The sequence below is a fragment of the Sulfitobacter dubius genome, assembly GCF_027214245.1.
GTDB classification, from domain to species: Bacteria; Pseudomonadota; Alphaproteobacteria; order Rhodobacterales; family Rhodobacteraceae; genus Sulfitobacter; species Sulfitobacter dubius_A.
Genome location: NZ_JAPWHM010000003.1, coordinates 355,148 through 378,839, shown reverse-complemented (window position 1 = coordinate 378,839; position 23,692 = coordinate 355,148). Strand labels below are relative to the sequence as shown.

The following is a 23,692-nucleotide window of genomic DNA, read 5'->3' as shown; positions in this document are numbered from 1 at the left end:
AAAGTCGTAGCAAGGCCGCGCCGTGCCGCAACCCCCATTGACGCCGCTTACATCAGCCCGCAAAGCTGGCCCCATGACAGACCCATCGCTTGCCGCTCGGATCACCCGCTCTCCCCGCATCTATCACCGCGAACGCGCGCAGGATGCGGTGGCGCTCTTGCCCGATCTTGCGCCGGACCTGCGCGAGATGATCTCGGCTGCCGCGTCTACCGCGCCCTATCTGATGGCGCTTTTGGAAAAGGAAGCGGCTTGGCTTGGCGAGGCCGTGGAAAACCCCGAGACCGCTCTGGCCGCCAATTGCGCCGCGGCGGCGGAATTTGCGCCCGACCGGCTGGCCGATGGGCTGCGGCAGGGCAAGCGGCGCATGGCGCTTCTGACCGCGTTGGCCGATCTGGGCGGGGCATGGTCGTTGGAAGAGGTGACCGGCGCGCTGACCGATTACGCCGATGCCGCCTGCGGCGCGGCCCTGCGTGCGGGGCTGGCGGCACAGATCAAACGCGGCAAACTGCCGGGCATGACGATGGACGATCTGGCTGATTGCGCGGGTATGGTTGTCTTTGCCATGGGCAAAATGGGCGCGCGGGAACTGAATTATTCCTCAGACATCGACCTCATTTGCGTCTTTGACGAAAGCCGCTTCGCGCCTGATGATTTCCACGCCGCCCGCAGCGCCTTCGTCAAGGCGACGCGAGCGATGTCGGGCACATTGAACGACATCACTGCGCAGGGCTACGTTTTTCGCACCGATCTGCGCCTGCGTCCCGACCCGGCGGTCACCCCCGTTTGCATCGCGATGGAGGCAGCCGAGCGCTACTACGAAAGCCTTGGCCGCACGTGGGAGCGCGCGGCCTATATCAAGGCCCGTCCGGCGGTGGGGGACATCGCGGCGGGAAAGGCGTTTTTGCAATCATTGCGCCCCTTCGTCTGGCGCCGCCATCTGGATTTCGCCGCCATCCAAGATGCGCATGACATGCGGCTGGCGATCCGCGAGCACAAGGGCTTGGGTGGCCCGATCACCCTTCCGGGGCATGACATGAAACTGGGGCGGGGCGGCATCCGCGAGATTGAGTTTTTCACCCAGACCCGACAGCTCATCGCCGGAGGCCGCGATGCGGAGTTGCGGCCCCGTGGGACACTGGCAGGGTTGCAGGTGCTGGCCGAGAAGAACTGGGTGCCAAAAGAGGTCGCCGAAACGCTTGGCGATCATTACCGCGCGCACCGCACGGTAGAGCACCGCTTGCAAATGGTGCAGGACGCGCAGACCCACACGCTGCCCCGCAATGATGCCGATTTTGAACGTCTGGCCGCCATGATGGACATGGATGTCAAAGACTTGCGCGCCGATCTTCACGAACGGCTGCAAGCCGTGCACGACCTGATCGAAAGCTTTTTCGCCGCCACGCGGGAGGAGCCCGAAGCGGCCCGCCCGGCGCATCAATTCGACACCTCTGTGCTGGACCGCTGGCCCAGCTATCCCGCGCTGCGCTCGGAACGGGGGGCGGATATTTTCGGGCGGCTGAAGCCACTGCTGCTGGACCGTTTGGCGCAATCTGCCAAACCGGACGAAGGGCTTTTGGCCTTTGACGGGTTCCTCGCTGGCCTGCCCGCCGGGGTGCAGCTTTTCTCGCTTCTGCGGGCCAATCCGCAACTGGGCGATCTTTTGGTGGATATCGTCGCCACATCGCCTGCGCTGGCCGCGCATCTGTCGCGCAACTCGGGCGTCTTCGATGCGGTGATCGGGGGGGATTTCTTTTCGGACTGGCCGGGGCAGACAAAGCTGACCGAAATGTTGCAACAGCATCTCGCGGCAGAGGCCGATTACGAGTTGCGTCTTGATGGCACCCGCCGTTGGGCGCGCGAATGGCATTTTCGGATCGGCGTGCATCTGCTGCGCGGGCTGATCGACGCGGCCACCGCCGGGCGCCAATATGCCGAGTTGGCCCAAGCGGTCTTGCAGGCGCTCTGGCCCGTGGTCGTCGATCAATTCGCCACCCGGCATGGCCCGCCGCCGGGGCGCGGGGCGGTGATCCTTGGCATGGGCTCGCTTGGGGCTGGGCGGCTAACGCCGACCTCCGACCTCGATATGCTGGTGATTTATGATGCCGATGGGGTGGACAGTTCCGACGGCCCCAAACCCCTCGCCACGCGCAGCTATTACGCGCGCCTGACCCAAGCGATGATCACCGCGATGACCGCGCCGATGGCCCAAGGCAAGCTTTACGACATTGACATGCGCCTGCGGCCTTCGGGCAATCAGGGGCCAGTGGCGACCAGTCTCGCCAGCTTTGAGAGCTACCAGAAAGAGCAGGCATGGGTGTGGGAGCATCTGGCCCTGACCCGCGCACGGGTGATCGCGGGGGCAGAGGATCTGGGCCGCGATGTCGAAGCGCTTCGGGCTGAAATCCTGAGCCGCGTCGCCCCGCGCGACAAGGTGCTGGGCGAGGTCGCGAAGATGCGTCAGCGCATCGCCGCCGCCCGCAGTCCAAGTGGACCGCTGGATGCCAAGACCGGCGCGGGCCGCTTGCAGGATATCGAACTGTTCGCGCAGGCAGGCGCGCTTATCGGCGGCACCGGCGCGCGTGAGATCGACGCGGGCCTTGCCGCCGCGCGCGGCGAAAACGTGATTGATGCGCAAGCGGAAGCCGCGCTTTCGTTGGCCTATACCAACGCATGGACCCTGAATTGCGCCGCGCGTTTGCTGTCGGCCAATCCCATTGATGCGCGGACGATGGGGCAGGCGGGGGCGAGCTTTCTCTGTCGTGTGTTAGCTTGTGACGATCTGGCGGCATTGGAGGCCAAGATGCAGGGCGATTACGCCACCGCGGCTCAGATCATCGACGCGGCGCTGCCCGAGCCGGGGCAGGAGGGGGCATGAGCGATCCAGATGACCCAAAGGGTTTGATCCGCGAATCCTACCGGATGGAGGCGATTGGCCCCGCCGAATGCCGCAGCATCTTTCTCGACTGGGCTTTGAGCCTGCCGGAAGGCCACGACAACGCGGTCGCCGTCACCCGTTTGCTGGAACGCTACGGTGCGGCCGCTGCGGGTCACCCGATGACCCAAGTGCTGCGCGAGGGGCAGACCACGCTCACCACCCCGCGCCGCCGGGGCGGCTGGCGGGGCAGAGCGCGCAACTGACCGCCGATCAGGGCCTGCGAAACCTCTTTCCCCAGCCGCGCGAACGCAGTACGAGGGGCGCTATGACAACGCCCCAAACCCCCTCCGCCCCGCAGCCTGCCACGCTTCCCGTGGTGCGCCTTTTGCCCAAGGCCAATGCCCGCGCCATCCGCCACGGCTTTCCTTGGGTCTATGCCAATGAACTGGTCACCGACCGCCGCACGCGGGGGCTTGCCCCCGGCACGTTGGCGCTGCTGGAAGACGCCGACCGCAAGCCCATGGGGCTGGTCGCGGTCAATCCGAATTCCAAAATCATCGCCCGGATGATCGACCAAGACGCCGAGGCGCAGGTGGATCAAGCATGGTTCGAGGCCCGCCTCAATCGCGCCCTTGCCCTGCGCAGCCAGCTTTACGATCAGCCCTATTACCGTCTGATCCACGCCGAGGCCGATGGTCTGCCGGGCGTCATCATTGACCGTTTTGGCGATACCTGCGTGATCCAGCCCAACGCCGCTTGGGCCGATACGCTGCTGACACCGCTGGTGGCTGCTCTGCAATCGGTGACCGGCGTGACCAACGTGTTGAAAAACGCCTCTGGCCGCACGCGCAAGCTTGAAGGGCTCGACGATGCTTCGTCCACGCTGGTGGGGGAGACCCCCGAAGGCCCGCTGCCGGTGCCGATGAACGGCGCGACCTATATGGCCGACCTTACCGGCGGGCAGAAAACCGGCCTGTTCTATGACCAACGCCCGAACCACGCCTTTGCCGCCAATCTCGCGCGCAATGGGGCACGGGTGCTGGATGTATTTGCCCATGTCGGCGGCTTCTCCCTCGCGGCCCTCGCAAACGGCGCGTCTTCGGCGCTGGCCGTCGACGGCTCCGCCCCCGCGTTGGAGCTGGCCGAGGCCGGGGCCGCCGCGATGAACATGCAAGACCGTTTCGCGACCCGGCAAGGTGATGCATTCGACGTGCTGACCGCCCTGCGCGATGAGGGCGAGACCTTTGACGTGGTGATCTGCGACCCGCCCGCCTTTGCCCCCTCGCGCCAAGCGGTCGAGGCAGGCTTGCGCGCCTATGAGCGTGTCGCGCGCCTCTCGGCGCAACTGGTGGCAGAAAACGGTATTCTGGGTCTTTGTTCCTGCTCGCATGCCGCCGATCTGAACCAGTTCCGCACCGCCTCCGTGCGCGGCATCGGTCGGGCCGGGCGTCGCGCCATGCTGCTGCACACCGGCTTTGCCGGGGCGGACCACCCGCAACTGCCGCAACTTGCGGAAAGCGGCTATCTTAAGTCACTGTTCTTCCGCCTGTAATGCAAAACCGTCCGCGTGTGCTGATCGACACCTGCGTGCTTTACCCCACGGTGATGCGCGAAATGGTGTTGGGCGTGGCCCGGACGGGCGCGTTCGAGCCGATTTGGTCGGCGCGTATCTTAGAAGAATGGGCCCGCGCGGCGGTCAAGCTTGGCCCCGCGGGCGAAGCCCAAGCGCGGGCCGAGATCGCACTGCTGCGCGGCAACTGGCCGGGGGCCGAACGCGCGGCCTCCCCCAGCCTACAGGCGCGGCTGTGGCTGCCGGATGCGGATGATATCCATGTGCTTGCCGTCGCCGTAGCCAGCAGTGCTGACATGATCCTCACGCTCAATGCCAAAGACTTTCCGCGCCAAATCCTCGCGGAAGAGGGGTTAAGCCGGGCCGATCCTGACAGCTATTTGCACGGCATATGGCAAGCGTCGCCGGAATTGGTCGCCCCCGTGGCCAACGCTGTGCTGAAAGAAGCGCGGCGGCTGTCGGGCGAAGATTGGGAACTGCGGGCGCTGCTGAAAAAGGCACGGCTGCCGCGGCTGGCAAAGGCTCTGGCCTAGCCCTCCCACCGCAGTTGCAGCTTGCGCAACGCGGCAACACGTTCCTCGGTCTTGGGATGGCTCAACAGCCAAGCGGGCGGGCGTCCAGCGCCGTTTTGGCTGAGCGCGTCCAACTTCTCGAACAGGGAAATCTGTGGGCCGATGCCGATGCCCGCTTTGGTTAGCAAGGCGGCGGCATAGGCGTCGGCCTCATACTCATCCCCGCGTGAGAGGCGGGCAGCCAGCAGGCTGGTCAGTCCGTTTGCGATCAGCACACCGATCCCTGGAATGATCCGCCCCAGCACCATCGCCAGCGCCGTGCGCAGGGCGTTTTGACCCGAGAAATCAATCATCCGCCGCCGCGAATGGCCAAGCGCCACATGGCCCAACTCATGCGCGATGACGCTCGCCAATTCCTCAGCCGTTACAGCGCCTTGACGGAACTTGTTGTAAAACCCACGGGTGATGAAAATGCGCCCATCGGGGGCTGCCAGCCCGTTGACCGGTTCGATTTCATAAAGATGCACCTTGATGCGCGGCAGGTCCAACGCCTTGGCCATCTTGGCGCTCATGTCGTTAAGTTTGGGGTCCACCAAGGGGGTCGATTTCGCGTCCAACTCGCGCGCCGTGCGCCAAGCGGAGAAACGATACATGGCCAGCGCGTAAAGGATGGCAAGCAGAATGGGGAGAAAGCGGATCATGCCCGCAATATGGGCAGGCCGAGGGCCGGGGGCAAGCGGCACAAGGCCGCGCCCCCGGTTTCATGTCATGCGATCAGACGAGTTTCGCGTCCATCGTGATCTCGGCGGTCAGAAGCTTGGAGATCGGACAGTTCTCCTTGGCGGTCTTTGCGGCCTTGTCAAAGTCCTCTTGGCTCGCGCCGGGGATGCTGGCTTCTACCGTCAGATGCACTTTGGGCACGTGGAAACCGCCGTCTTTCTGCTCAAGATGGACCTCGGCCTTGGTCTCGATGCTGTCGGGCGTCAGGTCGCTTTGCCCAAGGATCATCGACAGCGCCATGGAGAAACAAGACGCATGGGCCGCACCGATCAGCTCTTCTGGGTTGGTGCCTTCCTTGCCTTCGAAACGGGTGTTGAAGCCATAGGGCTGGTCAGACAGCACACCGCTTTGGGTTGAGACATGGCCCTTGCCCTCTTTGAGCGAGCCTTCCCATTTTGCGCTGCCGGTTTTTACGATCGAAGCCATTGGAATATCCTTTCACTGAGCTTGCGTTCGTCCCCTCAACTGGCGCGAGATCGAAAGGTTTCAAGGCCGAGCGTTCAAGATCGCGTCATCGTTTTGATGCCCCGGCTTAGCCCTTCGAGGGTCATCGGCACCATGGCCTCGGGGCCGAAAATCTCTTGGATCATCGCGATCGACTGGGTGTAGCCCCACTGCCGTTCCGGCACCGGGTTGATCCACAGATGGTTTGGCCAGTGATCTCGCACGCGGGCGAGCCATGTGGCACCCGACTCCGCGTTCCAATGCTCATTCGCGCCGCCGGGATAGGCGATCTCATAGGGCGACATCGACGCGTCACCGACAAAAATGCATTTGTAGTCAGAGCCATAGCTGCGCAGCACCTCATGGGTGGGGATCTGCGCATCCCAGCGGCGGCGGTTGTCGCGCCAGACGCCTTCGTAGAGGCAGTTGTGGAAATAGAAATGCTCAAGATGTTTGAACTCGCCCCGCGCGGCGCTGAACAATTCTTCGACGACCTTCACATGCGGATCCATGGAGCCGCCGATATCGAGAAACAGCAGCACTTTCACGGCATTGCGCCGCTCTGGCCGCGTTTTCACATCGAGATAGCCATGCTCCGCCGTGGCGCGGATGGTGCCATTGAGGTCGAACTCTTCCGCCGCCCCGTCACGCGCCCAACGGCGCAGGCGCTTCAGCGCAAGCTTGATGTTGCGTGTGCCGATCTCGACGTTGTCATCCAGATTGCGGAACTCGCGCTTGTCCCAGACCTTGACCGCGCGCTGGTGGCGGCTTTCCTTTTGGCCGATCCGCACACCTTCGGGGTTGTAGCCGTAAGCGCCGAAAGGCGAAGTGCCCGCCGTGCCGACCCATTTCGAGCCGCCCTGATGCCGACCTTTTTGCTCTTCGAGCCGCTTTTTGAGCGTCTCCATCAGCTTGTCGAAACCGCCCATGGCTTCGATCTCGGCCTTTTCTTCTTCGCTCAAGTGCTTTTCAGCCATCTTGCGCAGCCAGTCTTCGGGCAGGTCTACGGCGTCGAGCACGTCATCAAGGCTGATGTTCTCTAACCCCTTAAAGGCCGCGGCAAAGGCGCGGTCGAACTTGTCGATGTTGCGCTCGTCTTTGACCATCGACACGCGGGCGAGGTAGTAAAACGCCTCCGCGTCATAGGTGGCCAGCCCCGCCTTCATGCCTTCGAGGAAGGCCAGAAACTCGCGCAGCGAGACCGGAACACCGTGGCGGCGGAGTTGATCGAAGAACGGCAGAAACATCAGAGGCTCAGTGCACGGTCCAGAAGAACCGTGGCGATCATGCCGACGATCAGGAAGGCAAAGCCGTAGCCCGTTGCATATTGCGCGATGTCTTTGCGGTTGCCGCCACGTTTGCGGGCCGTCAGCCCACCGATTATCGCGCCGATCAATGCCAATCCGAGTGCTATCATAACCTATTGCCCGTCTATTTTGCGGGCCTATCCATTGCGCGGGTTCAGGGACGCGATCTCGCGCAGCTTGGCCCGCACGGCCCAGTCAGGGCCAAAGCCGTATCGCGCCCAGCCGATGCTGTCCAGCCTGACGCGGCGCGCCTCACTGCCGCGGCCTTCGATCTCCAGCGCTTCGGCCTTGAGCAGCATGAGCGTGGCCAGCAGTGCGGCGTTTTCGCTCGCCTCGGCGATGGGTAGATGCGGCTCGATCAGGGCGAGCGCGCCTGCGCCGTCGCCAATGGTCACCGCATAGCCTGCCCGCTGTGTGGCGACATAGGCGCGGTGAAGCGTGGTGCCGGGGGTGCGGGCATAGAGGGCGTCTGCCATCTGGTAATGCGTCTGCGCGGCGGCAGGATCGGTCATCTGCGTGACGCGGCCCATGGCGTAGTGCGAAAATGCATGGCGGTTGTCCTGCCAACCCTGCGCTTGGGCGATGCGCAGCGCGTCTTGGGCGGCAGACATCCGGGCGTTGCGGCCCACGTCGCGGCCAAGGGCCGTCTGAATGGCGCGGCTCCAGACCTGCGGCGTGGCGCGCGCGGGGCGGGGGGTAACAGTGCCGCCGCCGGGGTTCAGCCGGGCCAAAATGCCCGGCAGGCGCGCGGCGACCTCGTCGCGGGTCATGCCAGAGCGCAGCGCCGGGTCATTGTAGATACGCAGCACCAGCATGTCGAAACCGGTCAGCACCGTATGCACGTTGTCGTCGTTAAAGACCGAGTCCGGCAAGCGGTAGAGATCGTTCAGCGGTCCAAGCGCTTGGGCCAATTCCTCATGCAGGCAGTCGCGGCTTTCTTGCGGGCTTACGTCATTGGGCAGGAAAATCGCCAGCTTGCGCCGCTCGGTCAGGCGGGTCCAATCGGTCGCGGCGGAGCGCCTCATGCGGCGGTATTCCTCAAGCGTGCTGACATTTGGCACCACGAAACAGGCCGCCTGCGGCAGGAGCCGCCGGATCTGGCTGCGGTTCACCGCTTGAATGGTGATGCTCGCCTCTCCACCCGTAACCTCACGCAGTTCCATCCCGGCTTCCCGGCGCAGGCGTGCCAGCAGTCGCGCAAGGTCCGGCCCCAAGGTCGCGGGCGGTTGCCCCAGAACGCGCAGGGTGATCGGCCCCTCAAAACGGGTCAGAACGGGCAGGGCGCGGCCACTTTCCATCCGGAAAGACAGATCAAGGAAATCTTCGGCCAAGGCGACGTTCGACACATGTGGCGCAGTCGGGCGGGCTTGGGCGAACTGCTTCATCGGGGGCAGGGTGCTGTCGGCGATCACCGCGCGGGTCGCGACCTCGGAGTGAGAGGCCGGCACGCAGGCGTTCAGCAACATCATCAGCGGCAGGATCAGCCGCGCCTTTACCCCGCGCCTCATGCGCTTGGACCTTTGCGCGGCCTATTCCGCTGTGATCTATCGCAAACTGCGCATGGCGCTGCCGCTGTCTGTCCTTGCATTTGCCTGCCCCATCGGTCGTTTAAACCCGGGTCTTGGTGCCCGTGATTGACCTCAGCCTAGGCAGGCGAAAATTCAAAAGCGAGGAAAATACCCGCTTTTGACGTAAAGTCGCATGGGTGTTGCCGCGCTACCGCTGGCGGCGCGCCATAAAGGCCAGCCGCTCGAACAGATGCACGTCCTGCTCGTTTTTCAGCAGCGCGCCATGCAATTTGGGCAGGGCGTTGGGGCCATCCTTGGCCAGATCCTCGGCGTCCATATCCTCGGCCAGCAGCAGTTTCAGCCAGTCCAGCACCTCGGAGGTCGAGGGTTTTTTCTTCAGCCCCTGCTGCTCGCGGATCTCATAGAACTGCGTCAGCGCGGTGGTCAGCAACTGTTGTTTGATGCCCGGATGGTGCACTTCGACAATCTGCTTGAGCGTCTCCATCTCGGGAAAGCGGATGTAGTGGAAGAAGCAGCGGCGCAGGAAAGCGTCGGGCAGTTCTTTTTCATTGTTGGAAGTGATGATGACGATGGGGCGCTGACGCGCGCGGATCGTCTCACCCGTCTCGTAGACGAAGAACTCCATCTTATCGAGTTCCTGCAACAGATCATTGGGGAATTCGATATCCGCTTTGTCGATCTCGTCGATCAGCAGCACGACCTTTTCATCGGCATCGAACGCCTGCCAAAGCTTGCCCTTGCGGATGTAGTTCTTGACGTCATGCACCCGCTCGTCGCCCAATTGGCTGTCGCGCAACCGGTTCACGGCGTCGTATTCGTAAAGCCCCTGTTGCGCGCGTGTGGTCGATTTGATGTTCCATTCGATCATGCGCAGGCCCAAGGCATCGCTGACCTGCCGCGCCAATTCGGTTTTGCCGGTGCCGGGCTCGCCTTTCACAAGAAGCGGCCGCTCCAAGGTAACCGCCGCATTGACGGCGATTTTCAGGTCATCGGTGGCGACGTAGTCTTTGGTGCCTTGAAATTTCATCTTGTTTTCAACCTCGTGTGACGGGCGCTTGATCCTTGGCCTTTAACCAAAAATCAAAGGGATTGTGTAGTGACAATTGTTACCCGCTCAGATAGACGCTGCGGCAGGGAAGATGTCGGGAGACAGGCCTTTTTAATGTCTGAGTTGAAAACCGCCGGGGAAAAACAAATGAAGCAGGAAGTTTTCCTGCCGGACGACTATCGTCCGGCCGAGGACGAACCATTCATGAATGACCGTCAGCTTGAGTACTTTCGTCGCAAGCTGATCCACTGGAAATCGGAACTGTTGGCAGGCAGCCGTGACACCATCGAAGCACTGCAAGACGGCACCCGGAACATTCCGGATGTGACCGACCGCGCCTCGGAAGAGACCGACCGCGCGCTGGAACTGCGGACCCGTGACCGGGCCCGCAAATTGGTCGGCAAGATCGACGCGGCGCTGCGGCGGATCGACGAGGGAGAGTTCGGTTACTGCATGGTCACCGGCGATCCGATCTCGCTCAAGCGGCTGGACGCACGGCCCATCGCCACGATGACGCTGGAGGCGCAAGAGCGTCACGAGCGGCGCGAGAAAGTCCACCGCGACGACTGACATCACCTGAAACATCACACGCCGAGGCTCATGCTTCGGCGTTTGTGATTTGGGCGCGGGGCCAGCACGATCCGAAGCTTGTGAGCTGGGGTCTACCAGCTTGCCTACGATCTGGGGCCTGCAATCTGGGGCGTGAATGAAACCTTCCAATGCGATTGTCGTGGGCGGCGGGATCGGCGGGCTGGCCTTGGCCACGGCACTGGCCCGCAAGGGCGTGGCCGTGACCCTGCTTGAACAGGCCACGCGGTTTTCCGAGATTGGCGCGGGGCTACAGATCAGCCCCAACGGTCTTGCCGTGCTGCGCGCGCTTGGGTTGGAACATGGGCTGAAAGCCCGAGGTGCCGTGCGGGGGCATGCGGTGCGCCTTTGCGACTACGCGAAAGGTGCGCAGGTGGCCCGACTTGATCTGACCCGCTTGGCCAATGATCAGCGTTACTATTTCCTCCACCGTGCCGACCTAATTGATCTGCTGCGGGAGGCCGCGCAGCGCGCAAACGTGAGTTTTGAGACCGACGCGCAGGTCGCCTCGATCCATCCCGGCGCCTTGCCGCAGGTGCAGATGGCCCGTGGCGGACGGCGGCGGGCGGAGTTGGTCGTGGCCGCCGATGGCATCCACTCGGTCGGGCGGGTGCAGTTGAACGGGGCGGATAAGGCGCAGTTCTCGGGGCAGGTGGCATGGCGCGCGCTGATCCCCAACGACATAGACCACGGCCCAGAGGCGCGGGTCACCATGGGGCCGGGACGGCATCTGGTCAGCTATCCGCTGCGCGAGGGGCGATTGGTCAACCTCGTCGCCGTGGAAGAACGCGCCGATTGGGCCGCCGAAGGCTGGCATCACCGTGACGATCCCGCCAATCTGCGCCGGGCCTTCGCAGGTTTCGGCGGAGAGGCGGCGCAGATGCTGGGCGCGGTGCAGGAGGTGACCCTCTGGGGGCTGCACTACCATCCCGTCGCCGCCAATTGGCAGGCAGAAGGCGTGGCGCTGTTGGGCGATGCGGCCCATCCAACGCTGCCCTTTCTGGCCCAGGGGGCAAATATGGCGCTAGAGGATGCTTGGGTCTTGGCAGACTGCCTGACCCGCCACCCCCGCGACGCAGCACTTGGCGCTTATCAAGCCGCCCGCATCGACCGCGCGCGGCGCATAGTCAAAGCCTCGGAAGGCAACGCGGCACGCTATCACCTGCGGTCTGGCCCGGTCCGGTTTGCAGCCCATACCGGGCTGCGCGTCGCCTCAAAACTGGCACCCGGCGCGATGCTGGGCGCGTTTGATTGGCTCTACGCCCATGACGTTACCAAAGCGTAAAGGCCACCGAGCTAAGCCGGTGGCCCAATTGGTCAGCCTGCCCGTTGCAGCATCCCGAAAAGGTCTCGCGGGTCGTCCGGATCGGCCAGCAGATCAAGCGGTTGGAACAGCCCCGTCTCGGCGATTTGATCACGGACATAGCGCAGGGCCGAGAAATCCTCGATCGCGAAGCCCACGGAGTCGAACAGCGTGATCTGCTGCGCATCGCGGCGGCCTTCGGCCTGACCGGTCAGCACTTGCCAGATCTCGGTCACCGGGTGGTCGGCCTCAAGCTGCTGGATCTCACCCTCAATGCGGGTCTGCTCGGGGTATTCCACGAAGATGCCCGAACGGTGCAGGATCGCGGGCGCGAGTTCTGTCTTCCCCGGACAGTCGCCGCCGATCGCATTGATGTGCACGCCAGAGCCGACCATATTGTCGGTCAGGATCGTGGCATATTGCTTGTCCGCCGTGCAGGTGGTGATGATCTGCGCGCCCATAATTGCCTCTTCGGCGGTGTCGCATTCCACCACCTTGATGCCATGGCCCGCCAGATTGCCTGCGCATTTCGCGGTCGCCGCGCGGTCGATGTCATAAAGCCGCACCTCGTCCACGCCGCAGATCGCCTTCATCGCAAGGCTCTGGAATTCGGACTGAGCGCCATTGCCGATCATCGCCATAACATGGCTGCCCTTGGGCGCCAGCAACCGGGCCACCACGGCAGAAGTGGCCGCCGTGCGCAATGCCGTCAGGATCGTCATCTCGGTCAACAACACCGGGTAACCGTTGGCCACATTGGCCAGCAGGCCAAAGGCGGTCACGGTCTGAAAGCCGTCTTTGGTGTTGTCGGGGTGGCCGTTGACGTATTTGAAGCCGTAGACATCGCCGTCCGAGGTGGGCATCAGTTCGATCACGCCCTTCTCGGAATGGCTCGCCACGCGGGGGGTCTTGTCGAAAAGCTCCCAGCGTTTGAAGTCGGCTTCGATATAGTCGGCCAGCCCGCGCAGCATGTCTTCGACGCCGATATGGTGGATCAGTTTCATCATCTGATCGACGGAAACGAAGGGCACCAGCGCCTTATCGGAGGGGTTCAGATTGGTCATATTTAGGTCTTTCTATCAATAAGCGCGTGTTGGGCGGTCAAACACGCGACGGCCAAAGGCCGATGCGGTGAGGTCCACCATCAGCTGCGCGGTGCGGCCCCGTTCATCGAGGAAGGGGTTCAGCTCAACCAGATCGAGCGAGGTCATCAAGCCGCTGTCCGACAGCATCTCCATTACCAGATGGCCCTCGCGCACAGTGGCACCGCCCGGCACTGTGGTGCCCACGGCAGGGGCGACGGAGGGGTCGAGGAAATCGACATCCAGCGAAACATGCAGCATGCCGCCCGCCGCTTCGACCTTATCAAGGAAGCGCTGTAAGGGTTTGGCGATGCCGCTCTCGTCGATCTCGCGCATGTCGACGTAAGTCACGGTCGTCTCCTGCAAAGCCGCGCGTTCGAGGGCATCGACAGAGCGCAGCCCGATCATGGCGATATTGTCGTGGGGCAGAGGCGCGTCGATCTTTGGAAAGCCGTCGAACCCCTCCCGCCCGGTGACATAGCCCAAGGGCGTGCCGTGCAGGTTGCCGCTGTCGCTGGTCTGCGGCGTGTGGAAATCCGTATGCGCGTCAAGCCAGAGCACGAAAAGCGGGCGGCCTGCCTTTTCGGCATGACGCATTGCGCCCAAGACAGTGCCAAGCGCCAGCGCGTGGTCGCCGCCCATGAAGATCGGCAAACCGTCGTCCATCGCCGCATCTGCAGCAGCGGCGAGACTCTCTGTCCATGCGATGGTCTCTTCCAGCGCGTGCAGTTTTTCGTGCTCTTTCGCTTGGAAGGGTGCGGGGGCGACATTGCCGCGATCGGTGACGCTGTGGCCAAGATCGCGCAGGGCGCGTTCGAGCCCCGCGGTGCGATAGGCATCCGGCCCCATCAGGCAGCCGCGACGGCGCTTGCCGCTGTCCAGCGGAACGCCCAGCAAGATACAGTTTTGTGGGTTCGACATGGGGGACTCCTGAGCTGTTTGAACTCAGATAATCCGCGCATCTGTCTAACGGCAAGCCGTCAAACTGACCGTTTCGGGGGCGTTTTTAACAAACTGAAAGAAAGTTCTTCCAGTTTGTCAGTTCTTTGCTGGTTAGGCCGCTTTGCGCGCCGCGGCGACCCAAAGACCGACCAAGACGAAAGAGAAGATCGCGTTCCAACCCGCCATCGAAAAGCCCAGAAACTGCCAGACAATCTCATCGCACATGACTAGACCGCTCGGGCCTTCGGTGGAAAGCAGCGACCCGCCGTCAAGGCTGCCCAAGTCCATGCCACCGCCGGTGCAGGAACTCGGCCCCGGCCACCATCCCCATTCGACGCCCGCGTGGTAAACGCCGATCAGCGCCGTCACCGCCGCCGCCAAGGCCCCCAGCCATGCCAGCACGCGCGGCCCGCCAAAGAGCACGATCGCCCCAATCAGCACTGCCGCCGCATGGGGCCACCGCTGCCAAAGGCACATCTGACAAGGCGCGTAGCCGCCCAGATGCTGGAAACCAAAAGCACCCAGCAACAGCGCGGCTGAGCCGAGTGTTGCCAGCGAAGTCAAAGTCTTACCTGTCATAGAACCTTTACCACCATGAAGCCGCCAATCAGCAGGGCGACGGCCAATGTGAACATCAAACCCAAGCGCCGTTCAATGAAATCCCGGATCGGTGCGCCAAAGCGCCACAGCAGCCCCGCCACCACGAAGAACCGCAGCCCACGGGCAAGGATTGAGGTCATGATAAAGGTGCCCAGCGGCATCCCGGTCCAGCCCGACATGATCGTGATGACCTTGTAGGGGAAGGGCGTGACCCCCGCGACCAACACCGCCCAGAAGCCCATATCGTTAAATCGGGTCGAGAATTCCGCCATGGCATCCGCCTTACCCAAGCTCGCAAGGATCGGCTGTCCAAGGCTCTCAAAAGCCAGCCCGCCAATGGCATAGCCCAAAAGCCCGCCCAGAACGGAGGCCAGCAGCGCCACCCCCGCGATCAGCCACGCGCGGTTGGGCCGCGCGATGATCATCGGAATCATCAGGATATCAGGGGGGATTGGAAAGAAAGAACTTTCGACAAAAGCGACAACGGCAAGCGCCCAGAGGGCATGGCGATGTTGGGCCAAGCCCAGGGTCCAGTCATAAAGGCGGCGGATCATTCGGGGGCTCCGGCTGTTTTATATGCCTCACCATGTCGCGCGACCAAGGTCAAGCGCAACGCTGTGCAGAAACAGGATGAAAATCCACTTGCCCCACGCGCTTTTGCAGGCTACATCGCCCCACGTGCCCAAGTGGCGGAATGGTAGACGCAGGGGATTCAAAATCCCCCGCCGCGAGGCGTGCCGGTTCGAGTCCGGCCTTGGGTACCACCTTGTTTCAGCAAGGTTTCCGTGAAAATCGTAGCTCTATCAAATCGTCGTTTTCCGCGTTGGTCATGCTATCTGCTTCCACGTTCTTGTTCTAGACATCGGTCATTTCTGGGCTGCGCTGGTTCGTAGTTTTCGTAGGGCCTGAGACTTTTACAGCTCGGGCAACCTCAGAAGAACCTCTGTGCCCTGTGAAGTTTTGATATTTATCATCTCAAACAATGCTACACCTTAGCGCAGGGTCATCAGGAATAGGACGCCGCCATGGCTCGGACCAAAGCCGCCAGAGATATCAGCCTGAAGTCGCTCGAACTGTTTCAAGTCTGTGCCAAGGAAGGGTCGCTGCAAGCCGCTGCGCGGGATGCAGGATTGACGGTGAGCACCGTGTCGCATCACCTACGCAGTTTAGAGGACCACTTGGGTGTTGAGCTCTTCAACCATGCCCGGCGTCCGATGGTCTTGACGCCCAAAGGGCAGGTCTTTGCGCGCAAAATCGACGAGGCGCTGCGCACGATCCGCAAGGCCAAGGCCGAGGTCTCCGCCGGCAGCGTCGCCGACGCGAGCTTCCTTAGGATCGGTGCGATCGAAGATTTGGAGAGCGATATCGTGCCGTATTTGGCAGTCTCCCTGACCAAGACGATGCCCAGCTGCGATTTCAGCTATCATACCGGGGTCAGCCACGATCTGATCGGTATGCTGCGCAACCGCCAGCTTGATCTCGGCATATGCACCGCGCCGGGAGAAACGATCAACGACCTGCAAGAGCGCCCGCTTCTGCGTGACCCTTTTATCATCGTTCTGCCTCGTCTCGCGTCGGAAACCCTCTCACAGATTATGGAGGGCAGGGCAAAGCTGCCCTTTTTGCGGTTTTCCGGCAACCTGATGATCGCCCGGCAGATTGACACCCACTTGCGGCGTTTGGGGGTCTCGTCGCCGCATCGGTTCGAATGCAGCAACAACCAGACCCTGATGGCGATGGTGGCGACAAATGCGGGCTGGACGATCACAACCCCGCTGTTGTTTTCCCGCGCCGCGCGGTTTCATGGCGATCTGCGCATGCACCGCTTTCCGGGCAAGGCTTTTGCCCGGACATTAGCCTTGATGACCACGCCGGATTGTTCGCGTTCTGTCGTCGAACTGGTTGATGCTGAGATGCGCGACCTCATTCGTCAGCATGTGATCGAGCCCCTGCACGCCACCACGCCTTGGTTGGCAGAGAGTTTCCAACTGATAGAGTAGAGGGCAGGGCCATTGCCGCTTCAAGGTCTAATCAAGCTATCGAAACTATCTTTCGATTTTTTCCAACACCCGCATTAGCGTTTGTGGTTTTACCCTCTCTCTGGCCCTCTGACCTCAGTATCTATCGGAGGCGCACCCCATGAAATCGCGGGCCAAAGTGGTTGTCATCGGCGGCGGTATTGCCGGTTGCTCGACGCTTTATCATCTCACACAAGAAGGCTGGACAGATGCCGTCTTGGTCGAGCGTGATGAGCTTACGTCGGGCACAACTTGGCATTCTGCGGCGCAGGTCACGAATTTTGGGGCCAATCAGACGATGGTTGGGCTGAAAACCCATTCGATAAATCTTTACAAGCGCTTATCCGAAGACCCGGAGTATCCGATCAACTACCACCACGCCGACGGCGGCATTCGACTGGCCAATACCGAAGCGCAGATGCAGGGCTATCGCCATTTCTCATCAATGGCGCGGGGCATGGATGTGGATTTGGAAGTCATCGACGCCGAAGAATGCGCCCGACGTCACCCGCTGATCTCAACCGAGAACCTGTTGGGCGGGCTTTGGGATCCGCTCGACGGTGACATTGATCCGGCCCAGCTCTGTCAGGCTTTGGCTTTTCACGCGCGCAAGGCCGGGGCTGAGGTCTATCGCAACACGCCGGTCACCGCCCTGACGCAGCACAAAGATGACACTTGGACGGTCCACACCAAACATGGCGACATCGACTGCGATATCGTGGTCAACGCCTGCGGCTACCGGGTGAATGAGGTCGGCAGCATGATGGGAGTGCATCACCCCGTCGCCTCGATGGAGCACCAGTATTTTCTGACCGAAGACATTCCCGCCATCGCCGAGGCCGGTCACCGGATGCCGCTGCTGCGCTGTCCGATCTCGGACTATTACAGCCGCCAAGAAAAGAACGGCCTGCTGGTCGGCTTTTATGAGCAGGAATGCAAGACATGGGGAATGGACGGGATCGACCCCAATTTCGTCAATGCCCTGTGCCCGGATGATCTTGAGCGGGTCATGGACGTGCTCGATGGCGCCTTTGAGCGCATGCCCGCACTGGCCGAAACCGGCATCCGCTCCATCGTCAACGGACCGATCACCTATACCATCGACGGCGCGCCGCTGGTCGGTCCGATCCCCGGCAAGCGCAACGCCTTTTGCATCATCGGCCTGCGTGCAGGACTGGGCGAGGGCGGCGGCCACGGGTGGCTGCTGGCCCAGCAGATCGTCCATGGCGAGGCGCAGTATGACACTTGGGTCATCGATCCGCGCCGTTTCACCGGGCACGCCAATGTGGAACTGACGGCGCTCAAGGCCATCGAAGATTACCAGAACGAATTCCGCTTCCACTTCCCGCATGAGCATCGCCCCGCTGCGCGACCCGCCAAGACCACGCCGCTGACCCCGGTGATGGCCGCCGAAGGGGCCGAGTTCACCGTGGTCAACGGTTGGGAGCGGGTCGATTACATCAAGCCGTCGCCGGACTTTCACCCAACCTTGAGCTTTGACTTCGACGAGGCATTCGACGTGGTCGCAGCTGAAGTGAGGAACGTGGCCGAGAATGTCGGCCTCTGCGAGGTCAACGGCTTCAACCGGTTTGAGATCACCGGCAGCGACCGCCACAGGTTTCTGGACCGGATGTTCTGCGGCGCCGTGACCAAGCGCGATGGGCGTGTGGGCTTGGGCTACCTGCTGAACCACCACGGCATGGTCAAAGGCGAGGCCACAGTCGCCAACTTGCCCGCCTCGGACCGCGGCCCGCAGCGGGTCTGGTACGGTTCGGCAGCCGCCAGCGAATATCACGACATGGACTGGCTCAAATTGCATCTGCGCGACGACGAAGATGTGCAAATCCGCAGCCTCACCAATGACCAAACGATCCTCGTGCTCGCCGGGCCAAAGGCCCGCGATGTGCTCAGCGCCTGTGCGCGCGGCGACTGGTCGAAAGAGGCGTTTCCATGGCTCAGCCTGCGCGAATGTTTCATCGGCTTTGCCCCTGCCACGGTGCTAGGCGTCAGTTTCTCGGGCGAGTTAGCCTATGAAATCCACGTGCCAAACAACGCGCTTTATGCCGCCTATCTGGCCCTGCGCGAGGCTGGCAAGACGCATGGCCTTAAGCTCTTCGGCGCCCGCGCGGTGGAATCGATGCGGATGGAGAAAGGCTTTATGCACTGGAAAGCTGACCTGCTGACCGAGTTCGACCCGTTTGAGACCGCGCTGGACCGTTTCGTAAAACCCGAAAAGCACGCCGATTTCATTGGGAAGGAGGCGCTTCGCAAGCGCATGGAAGAAGGGCCGCGCAAAAAACTGGTAACGCTCAAGGTCGACGCGACCCATGCCCCGGCCCATGGCGGTGCCTCACTCATGCAAGACGGGAGGGTCGTCGGCACCGTAACCTCAGGCGATTGGGGGCACCGGGTGGGCATGAACCTCGCCTATGCTTTTGTCGATCCGGCGCTGGCCTCGCCCGGCACGCAAATCCCGCTTGATCTCTATGGGGAAATCGTTGGCACCGAAGTGATCGATCCCTCGCCATATGATCCTTCCTATGCGCTAATGCGCGGATAACATGATGGGCAGGGGCCGGTGCAACGCTGGCCCCCGTCTCGCACCAAGGTCAACCAGCGGCAATGCACCCCGCTGCACACCCATAGCTACGACAAGGATTATCCATGCACCTCTCTCGTTTTCCCCGCGTCCACCTTGCTCATCTGCCAACCCCGCTTGAGCATATGAAACGCCTGTCAAAAGAGCTTGGCACGGAAATCTGGATCAAACGTGACGATTGCACCGGCCTTTCCACGGGCGGCAACAAGACCCGCAAGCTGGAATTCCTGATGGCCGAGGCCATCGAACAGGGCGCGGACATGGTGATGACCCAAGGTGCGACCCAGACCAACCATGGCCGCCAGACCGCCGCGGCTGCCGCCAAGCTAGGCCTTGCCTGCCATATTCTGCTGGAAGACCGCACCGGCTATGACGATACCAACTACAACACCAACGGCAATGTGCTGCTGGACCACCTGCATGGTGCCACAACCGAGAAATTCCCCGGGGGCCACGATATGCCTGGCGAGATGGAAAAGGCGGCTGAAAAGAAGCGCGCTGAGGGCCACAAGGTCTATATCATCCCCGGCGGCGGCTCGAACCCCACGGGGGCTTTGGGCTATGTGAACTGCGCGTTTGAACTGCTGAGCCAAGTGAATACCTCCGGCATGAAGATCGACCGGCTTGTGCACGGCACCGGCTCATCCGGCACGCAGGCGGGGCTGGTCACCGGGATGTGCGCGATGAATGCCCAGATCCCTGTGCTTGGCATCGGCACCCGCGCGCCACAGCCTAAGCAAGAGCAGATGGTCTATGACCTCGCCTGCAGAACCGCTGAAAAGCTGGGTTGCGCGGGCGTGGTTAAGCGCGAGGATGTGATGGCTAACACCGATTACGTCGGCGAAGGCTACGGCATCCCAACCGACAGCGGCATTGAGGCGATCCAGATGTTTGCCGAGCTTGAAGGCATCCTGCTTGATCCATGCTACTCTGCCAAAGGGGCGGCGGGTCTCATTGATCTCGCCCGCAAAGGCACGTTTAAGGACGAACGTGTGGTCTTCCTCCACACCGGCGGCGCGGCGGCTCTGAGCGGCTATGACTTCGCCTTTGACACCGCCAACCGCTGGGTCAACCTGTAAGAAAGGCAGCTTAAGTGGCGCGCAAGTTTACTGGCAGTTTCACCCAGCAAGAGGGGCTTTCCCAAGAGGCCATCGCGGCGGCGGTCGCGGTGCTACAGTCAGGCCGCTTGCACCGGTATAACCTCGCGCCGGGGGAGGCTGGGGAAGTGGCCCAGCTTGAGGCCGAATACCGTGATTGGCAGGGCAGCGGCTACTGCCTTGCCGTCACCTCGGGCGGGCAGGCGTTACAAATCGCCCTGCGCGCCTGCGACGTGGCATCGGGGGACAAGGTGCTGACCAACGCCTATACGCTGGCCCCGGTGCCCGGCGCGATCCGGGCGGTGGGCGCTGATGCTGTGCTGGTCGAGATCGACGAGAACCTGAGGCTCGACCTTGATGACCTAGGCGCCAAAATCGCAAGTTCGGGCGCGCGGGTGCTGCTGTTGTCGCATATGCGCGGGCATCTGTGTGACATGGACCGTCTGATGGCGATCTGTGACGCGGCAGAGGTTACGGTGATCGAGGATTGCGCGCACACGATGGGCGCGCAGTGGAACGGCATTCGGTCCGGCAATTTCGGCAAAGTGGCCTGTTTCTCGACCCAGACTTACAAACACATGAACTCCGGCGAAGGCGGGTTTCTGACCACCGACGACGCCGCAATCGCCGCCCGCGCCACGATCCTGTCGGGCAGCTACATGCTCTATGAACGCCACGGGGCCGGGCCGGATCCTGAGGCTTATGCCGATGCCCGCTACGACATGCCCAATTGCTCGGCCCGGATGGACGCGCTGCGCGCCGCGATCCTGCGTCCGCAGCTTGCCGACCTCGACAGCAATATCGCCCGCTGGAACGCCCGCTATGCGCAGGTTGAGGAGAGGCTGAAAGCGCAGGACGGCGTTACAACCATCAAGCTACCCTTCGCCGAAACGCATGTGGGTTCCTCAATCCAGTTCCGCCTGCCGGATTTCACCGCCGCACAGTGCCGCGCCTTGCTCGATGCCGCAGCCACACGGGGCGTGGAACTCAAATGGTTCGGCGCGAAAGAGCCTGCTGGCTTCACCTCGGCGCATCCATCTTGGCGCTATGTTCCAGCGCAGGACATGCCCAAGACAGACCGCATCATGGCGACGCTCTTCGACATGCGCTTGCCGCTGAGTTTTTCCCAAGACGACTGCGCGCTGATCGCTGAATTGATCTGCGACGCGGTGGATGAGGTGGCATCATGAGCCGCCCGGTCGTCGGCGTATTGGGCGGCATGGGGCCCGAAGCGACGATCCTGCTGCAGCAGCGTGTGCTTGGCACCATCAATGCCCAAGACGACGCCGATCACCTGCCGCTGCTGATCGACATGAACCCCCAAGTGCCCTCCCGCATCGCCCATCTGATCGAGGGAACAGGGAAGGACCCCGCCCCGGTGCTGGCCGCGATGGCACAGCGGCTGGAACGGGCAGGGGCCACGGCCCTCGCCATGCCCTGCAACACGGCACATTACTACGCCCCGGCGATTGAGGCGGCGGTTTCGATCCCCTTCCTGAACATGGTGACCCTATCGGTCGACCGCGCGGCGGGGCAGCTTCCCTCAGGCGCCTCCGTCGGGATTCTCGCCTCTCCTGCCGTGCGCATGGTCGGGGTGTTTGACGCAGCCCTGGACCGGACCGGGCTGACGGCGCTCTGGCCCGCCGATGCCGAGGGCATGTTGGCCGCGATCCGGCTGATCAAGGCGCAGGGGATCATCCCACAGGCGCAGCAGACGCTTACAGAGGCGGCGACCGAATTGACCGCGCAGGGGGCCGAACTTTTGTTCATCGCCTGCTCAGAGTTTTCGTTGCTGGCCCCCGCTTTGACCGCCCCCGTGCCGATCCTCGACACGATCGACGTGCTGGCCGAGGCGATCTATCGACATTCCCAATTCTAACTGAGGTAAGCCCATGGCGATCACGTATCTGAAGCAAGTCGAGACCCGCCCGGCGGTTGAGGGCAAAGACATCCGCGGTGTGGTTGCTCAGATGCTCGCTAAGATCGAAGAGGGCGGTGAGGCTGCCGTGCGGGACTATGCGCGCGACCTTGACGGCTGGGACGGGGATATCGTGGTCTCTGCCGCGGAACGGGCCGCTGCCTCTGCGCGGGTGCCGCAAGAGCTCAAGGACGATATCCGCTTTGCCCATGCCAACATCCGCCGCTTCGCCGAAGCGCAAAAGGCGACGATGGGTGATTGCGAAATCGAGATCATGCCGGGGCTAATTGCAGGCCAAAAGCAAATCCCCGTCTCAAGCGCGGGCTGCTATGTGCCCGGCGGACGCTACAGCCATATCGCCAGCGCTCTGATGACGATCACCACCGCCAAGGTTGCGGGCGTGCCGCATATCACCGCTTGCTCGCCCACGCGCCCCGGCATCGGCATTCCCGATCCGATCATCTTTGCGATGGACCTTTGCGGCGCGGACCTGATCCTGAACCTCGGGGGGGTGCAGGGGGTCGCTGCCATGTCGATGGGGCTGTTTGGCGGTGTGCCTGCCGATATCCTCGTCGGTCCCGGCAACAGCTATGTGGCAGAGGCCAAGCGCATGCTGTTTGGCGCGGTGGGGATCGACATGTTCGCCGGACCCACCGATTCACTGGTGATCGCCGATCACAGCGCGGACCCTGAAACGGTGGCATGGGATCTGGTCAGTCAGGCGGAGCACGGGGCCGACAGCCCGGTTTGGCTGGTCGCGACCGACCGCAGACTGGCGGAAACCGTGTTGCAGCGCGCGCCCGAAATGATCGACAGTCTGCCCGAACCGAACGCCAGCGCCGCGCGGGTGGCTTGGGCCGAACGGGCCGAGGTGGTCTTGTGCGACACCCGCGAGGAGGCCGCCCAAGTGGCCGACCGCTACGCGCCGGAGCATCTTCAGGTGCAGGCCGAAGACCTCGAGTGGTGGCTCAACCGCCTCTCTGCCTATGGCTCGCTGTTTTTGGGAGAGGAGACCACGGTCGCTTTCGGCGACAAAACCTCGGGGCCGAACCATGTGCTGCCCACCAGTGGGGCTGCGCGCTATACCGGGGGGCTCTCCGTGCACAAGTTTACCAAGACCGTGACATGGCAACGCTGCGATGCCGATGCCTCGCATGAGCTGGCCTTGCGCACCGCGCGGATCAGCCGGATGGAGGGGATGGAAGGCCATGCCCGTTCTGCCGAGCTTCGGTTGAAACAGCAGACAGCCTGACGCCGCGCCGCGCTTAGCAGTCCTCGTTCTGCTGAACGAGCTATCCCGGTGGTGCCTGGTCAACGCCATCGCGGCCTTGGGGGTGAAAACCAGTCTGGCGAAGGTCGTGAAGGTCAAACCCAGCTACAGCATCATTCTGGTGGTCGAAACCGTTTTCCTGCTCGGCGCGGCCCTCGCCTTTGTGCTTTTGTTCGGCATTTAGGTGGGCCGAGCCTGCCCCGTGGAGCC

The 23,692-nt window shown here is 62.5% G+C and carries 22 protein-coding genes and 1 tRNA gene; 13 read left to right on the top strand and 10 right to left on the bottom strand.

Annotated features, from left to right (window positions below):
- Positions 1–73: 73 nt before the first annotated feature.
- The 4 genes from O4H31_RS08910 (at position 74) to O4H31_RS08895 (ending at position 4,978) form a co-directional block, all read left to right on the top strand.
- Positions 74–2,875, top strand: coding sequence for a glutamine-synthetase adenylyltransferase (locus O4H31_RS08910; RefSeq protein WP_269344941.1), 2,802 nt, complete (start codon positions 74–76; stop codon positions 2,873–2,875).
- Entirely contained in the window at positions 2,872–3,138 is a 267-nt protein-coding gene (locus O4H31_RS08905; protein WP_269344939.1) for a hypothetical protein, read from the top strand. Before O4H31_RS08910 ends, O4H31_RS08905 begins: the two co-directional genes overlap by 4 nt.
- Before the next feature lie 62 nt (positions 3,139–3,200).
- Positions 3,201–4,427 (top strand): RSP_2647 family RNA methyltransferase, encoded by a 1,227-nt coding sequence (locus O4H31_RS08900; RefSeq protein WP_269344937.1) that lies wholly within the window; start codon positions 3,201–3,203, stop codon positions 4,425–4,427.
- The gene (locus O4H31_RS08895) at positions 4,427–4,978 is read left to right on the top strand and encodes an RSP_2648 family PIN domain-containing protein (RefSeq protein WP_269344935.1); all 552 of its coding nucleotides are present in this window, start codon (positions 4,427–4,429) and stop codon (positions 4,976–4,978) included. Before O4H31_RS08900 ends, O4H31_RS08895 begins: the two co-directional genes overlap by 1 nt.
- On the opposite strand, the gene O4H31_RS08890 is transcribed toward O4H31_RS08895, so the two are convergent.
- The 6 genes from O4H31_RS08890 to O4H31_RS08865 all read right to left on the bottom strand — a co-directional run bounded on the left by O4H31_RS08890 (position 4,975) and on the right by O4H31_RS08865 (position 10,044).
- Entirely contained in the window at positions 4,975–5,658 is a 684-nt protein-coding gene (locus O4H31_RS08890) for a M48 family metalloprotease (RefSeq protein ID WP_269344932.1), read from the bottom strand. The two genes, O4H31_RS08895 and O4H31_RS08890, sit on opposite strands and share 4 nt — an antisense overlap.
- A 73-nt stretch (positions 5,659–5,731) precedes the next feature.
- Positions 5,732–6,163: an OsmC family protein gene (locus tag O4H31_RS08885; RefSeq protein WP_269344930.1), complete on the bottom strand. Its 432-nt coding sequence runs from the start codon at positions 6,161–6,163 to the stop codon at positions 5,732–5,734.
- Between the two features lie 74 nt (positions 6,164–6,237).
- Positions 6,238–7,428 (bottom strand): vWA domain-containing protein, encoded by a 1,191-nt coding sequence (locus O4H31_RS08880; protein WP_269344928.1) that lies wholly within the window; start codon positions 7,426–7,428, stop codon positions 6,238–6,240.
- Positions 7,428–7,598: an apolipoprotein acyltransferase gene (locus tag O4H31_RS08875; RefSeq protein WP_243267221.1), complete on the bottom strand. Its 171-nt coding sequence runs from the start codon at positions 7,596–7,598 to the stop codon at positions 7,428–7,430. The genes O4H31_RS08880 and O4H31_RS08875 overlap by 1 nt, the downstream gene beginning before the upstream one ends.
- Before the next feature lie 27 nt (positions 7,599–7,625).
- Positions 7,626–8,996 carry a DUF2927 domain-containing protein gene (locus tag O4H31_RS08870; protein WP_269344923.1) on the bottom strand — a complete coding sequence of 457 codons (1,371 nt, stop codon included), beginning with the start codon at positions 8,994–8,996 and terminating at the stop codon, positions 7,626–7,628.
- 208 nt (positions 8,997–9,204) lie between these two features.
- Entirely contained in the window at positions 9,205–10,044 is an 840-nt protein-coding gene (locus O4H31_RS08865; RefSeq protein ID WP_067630343.1) for an AAA family ATPase, read from the bottom strand.
- A 168-nt stretch (positions 10,045–10,212) separates the two neighbouring features.
- Here O4H31_RS08865 and dksA point away from each other — a divergent pair, with 168 nt between their 5' ends.
- Positions 10,213–10,635, top strand: a complete 423-nt coding sequence (gene dksA, locus O4H31_RS08860; RefSeq protein ID WP_067941887.1) for an RNA polymerase-binding protein DksA — start codon at positions 10,213–10,215, stop codon at positions 10,633–10,635.
- Between the two features lie 136 nt (positions 10,636–10,771).
- A complete protein-coding gene (locus O4H31_RS08855; protein ID WP_269344920.1) occupies positions 10,772–11,938 on the top strand; it encodes an FAD-dependent monooxygenase in 1,167 nt (388 codons plus the stop codon).
- A gap of 32 nt (positions 11,939–11,970) precedes the next feature.
- Here the strand turns inward: O4H31_RS08855 and O4H31_RS08850 are convergent, their stop codons facing one another.
- The 4 genes from O4H31_RS08850 to O4H31_RS08835 form a co-directional block, all read right to left on the bottom strand.
- Positions 11,971–13,020 carry an ornithine cyclodeaminase gene (locus O4H31_RS08850; protein WP_269344919.1) on the bottom strand — a complete coding sequence of 350 codons (1,050 nt, stop codon included), beginning with the start codon at positions 13,018–13,020 and terminating at the stop codon, positions 11,971–11,973.
- Positions 13,021–13,035: 15 nt separating this feature from the next.
- A complete protein-coding gene (gene rocF / locus O4H31_RS08845) occupies positions 13,036–13,959 on the bottom strand; it encodes an arginase (RefSeq protein WP_269344918.1) in 924 nt (307 codons plus the stop codon).
- A 132-nt stretch (positions 13,960–14,091) separates the two neighbouring features.
- Entirely contained in the window at positions 14,092–14,559 is a 468-nt protein-coding gene (locus tag O4H31_RS08840) for a disulfide bond formation protein B (protein WP_269344916.1), read from the bottom strand.
- On the bottom strand, positions 14,556–15,134 hold the full coding sequence (locus O4H31_RS08835; protein WP_269344913.1) for a YqaA family protein: 579 nt from the start codon (positions 15,132–15,134) through the stop codon (positions 14,556–14,558). Before O4H31_RS08835 ends, O4H31_RS08840 begins: the two co-directional genes overlap by 4 nt.
- Before the next feature lie 126 nt (positions 15,135–15,260).
- Here O4H31_RS08835 and O4H31_RS08830 point away from each other — a divergent pair.
- The 7 genes from O4H31_RS08830 to hisD all read left to right on the top strand — a co-directional run bounded on the left by O4H31_RS08830 (position 15,261) and on the right by hisD (position 23,464).
- Positions 15,261–15,344: transfer RNA gene (locus O4H31_RS08830), tRNA-Leu, on the top strand.
- Positions 15,345–15,605: 261 nt separating this feature from the next.
- Positions 15,606–16,580 (top strand): LysR family transcriptional regulator, encoded by a 975-nt coding sequence (locus O4H31_RS08825; protein WP_269344911.1) that lies wholly within the window; start codon positions 15,606–15,608, stop codon positions 16,578–16,580.
- Between the two features lie 139 nt (positions 16,581–16,719).
- A complete protein-coding gene (locus tag O4H31_RS08820; protein ID WP_269344909.1) occupies positions 16,720–19,158 on the top strand; it encodes a GcvT family protein in 2,439 nt (812 codons plus the stop codon).
- A gap of 104 nt (positions 19,159–19,262) precedes the next feature.
- Positions 19,263–20,276, top strand: a complete 1,014-nt coding sequence (locus O4H31_RS08815) for a D-cysteine desulfhydrase (protein ID WP_269344908.1) — start codon at positions 19,263–19,265, stop codon at positions 20,274–20,276.
- Between the two features lie 14 nt (positions 20,277–20,290).
- Entirely contained in the window at positions 20,291–21,484 is a 1,194-nt protein-coding gene (locus O4H31_RS08810) for a DegT/DnrJ/EryC1/StrS family aminotransferase (protein ID WP_269344906.1), read from the top strand.
- Entirely contained in the window at positions 21,481–22,173 is a 693-nt protein-coding gene (locus tag O4H31_RS08805; protein ID WP_269344903.1) for an aspartate/glutamate racemase family protein, read from the top strand. Before O4H31_RS08810 ends, O4H31_RS08805 begins: the two co-directional genes overlap by 4 nt.
- 13 nt (positions 22,174–22,186) lie before the next feature.
- The gene (gene hisD, locus O4H31_RS08800) at positions 22,187–23,464 is read left to right on the top strand and encodes a histidinol dehydrogenase (protein WP_269344901.1); all 1,278 of its coding nucleotides are present in this window, start codon (positions 22,187–22,189) and stop codon (positions 23,462–23,464) included.
- Positions 23,465–23,692 lie beyond the last annotated feature (228 nt).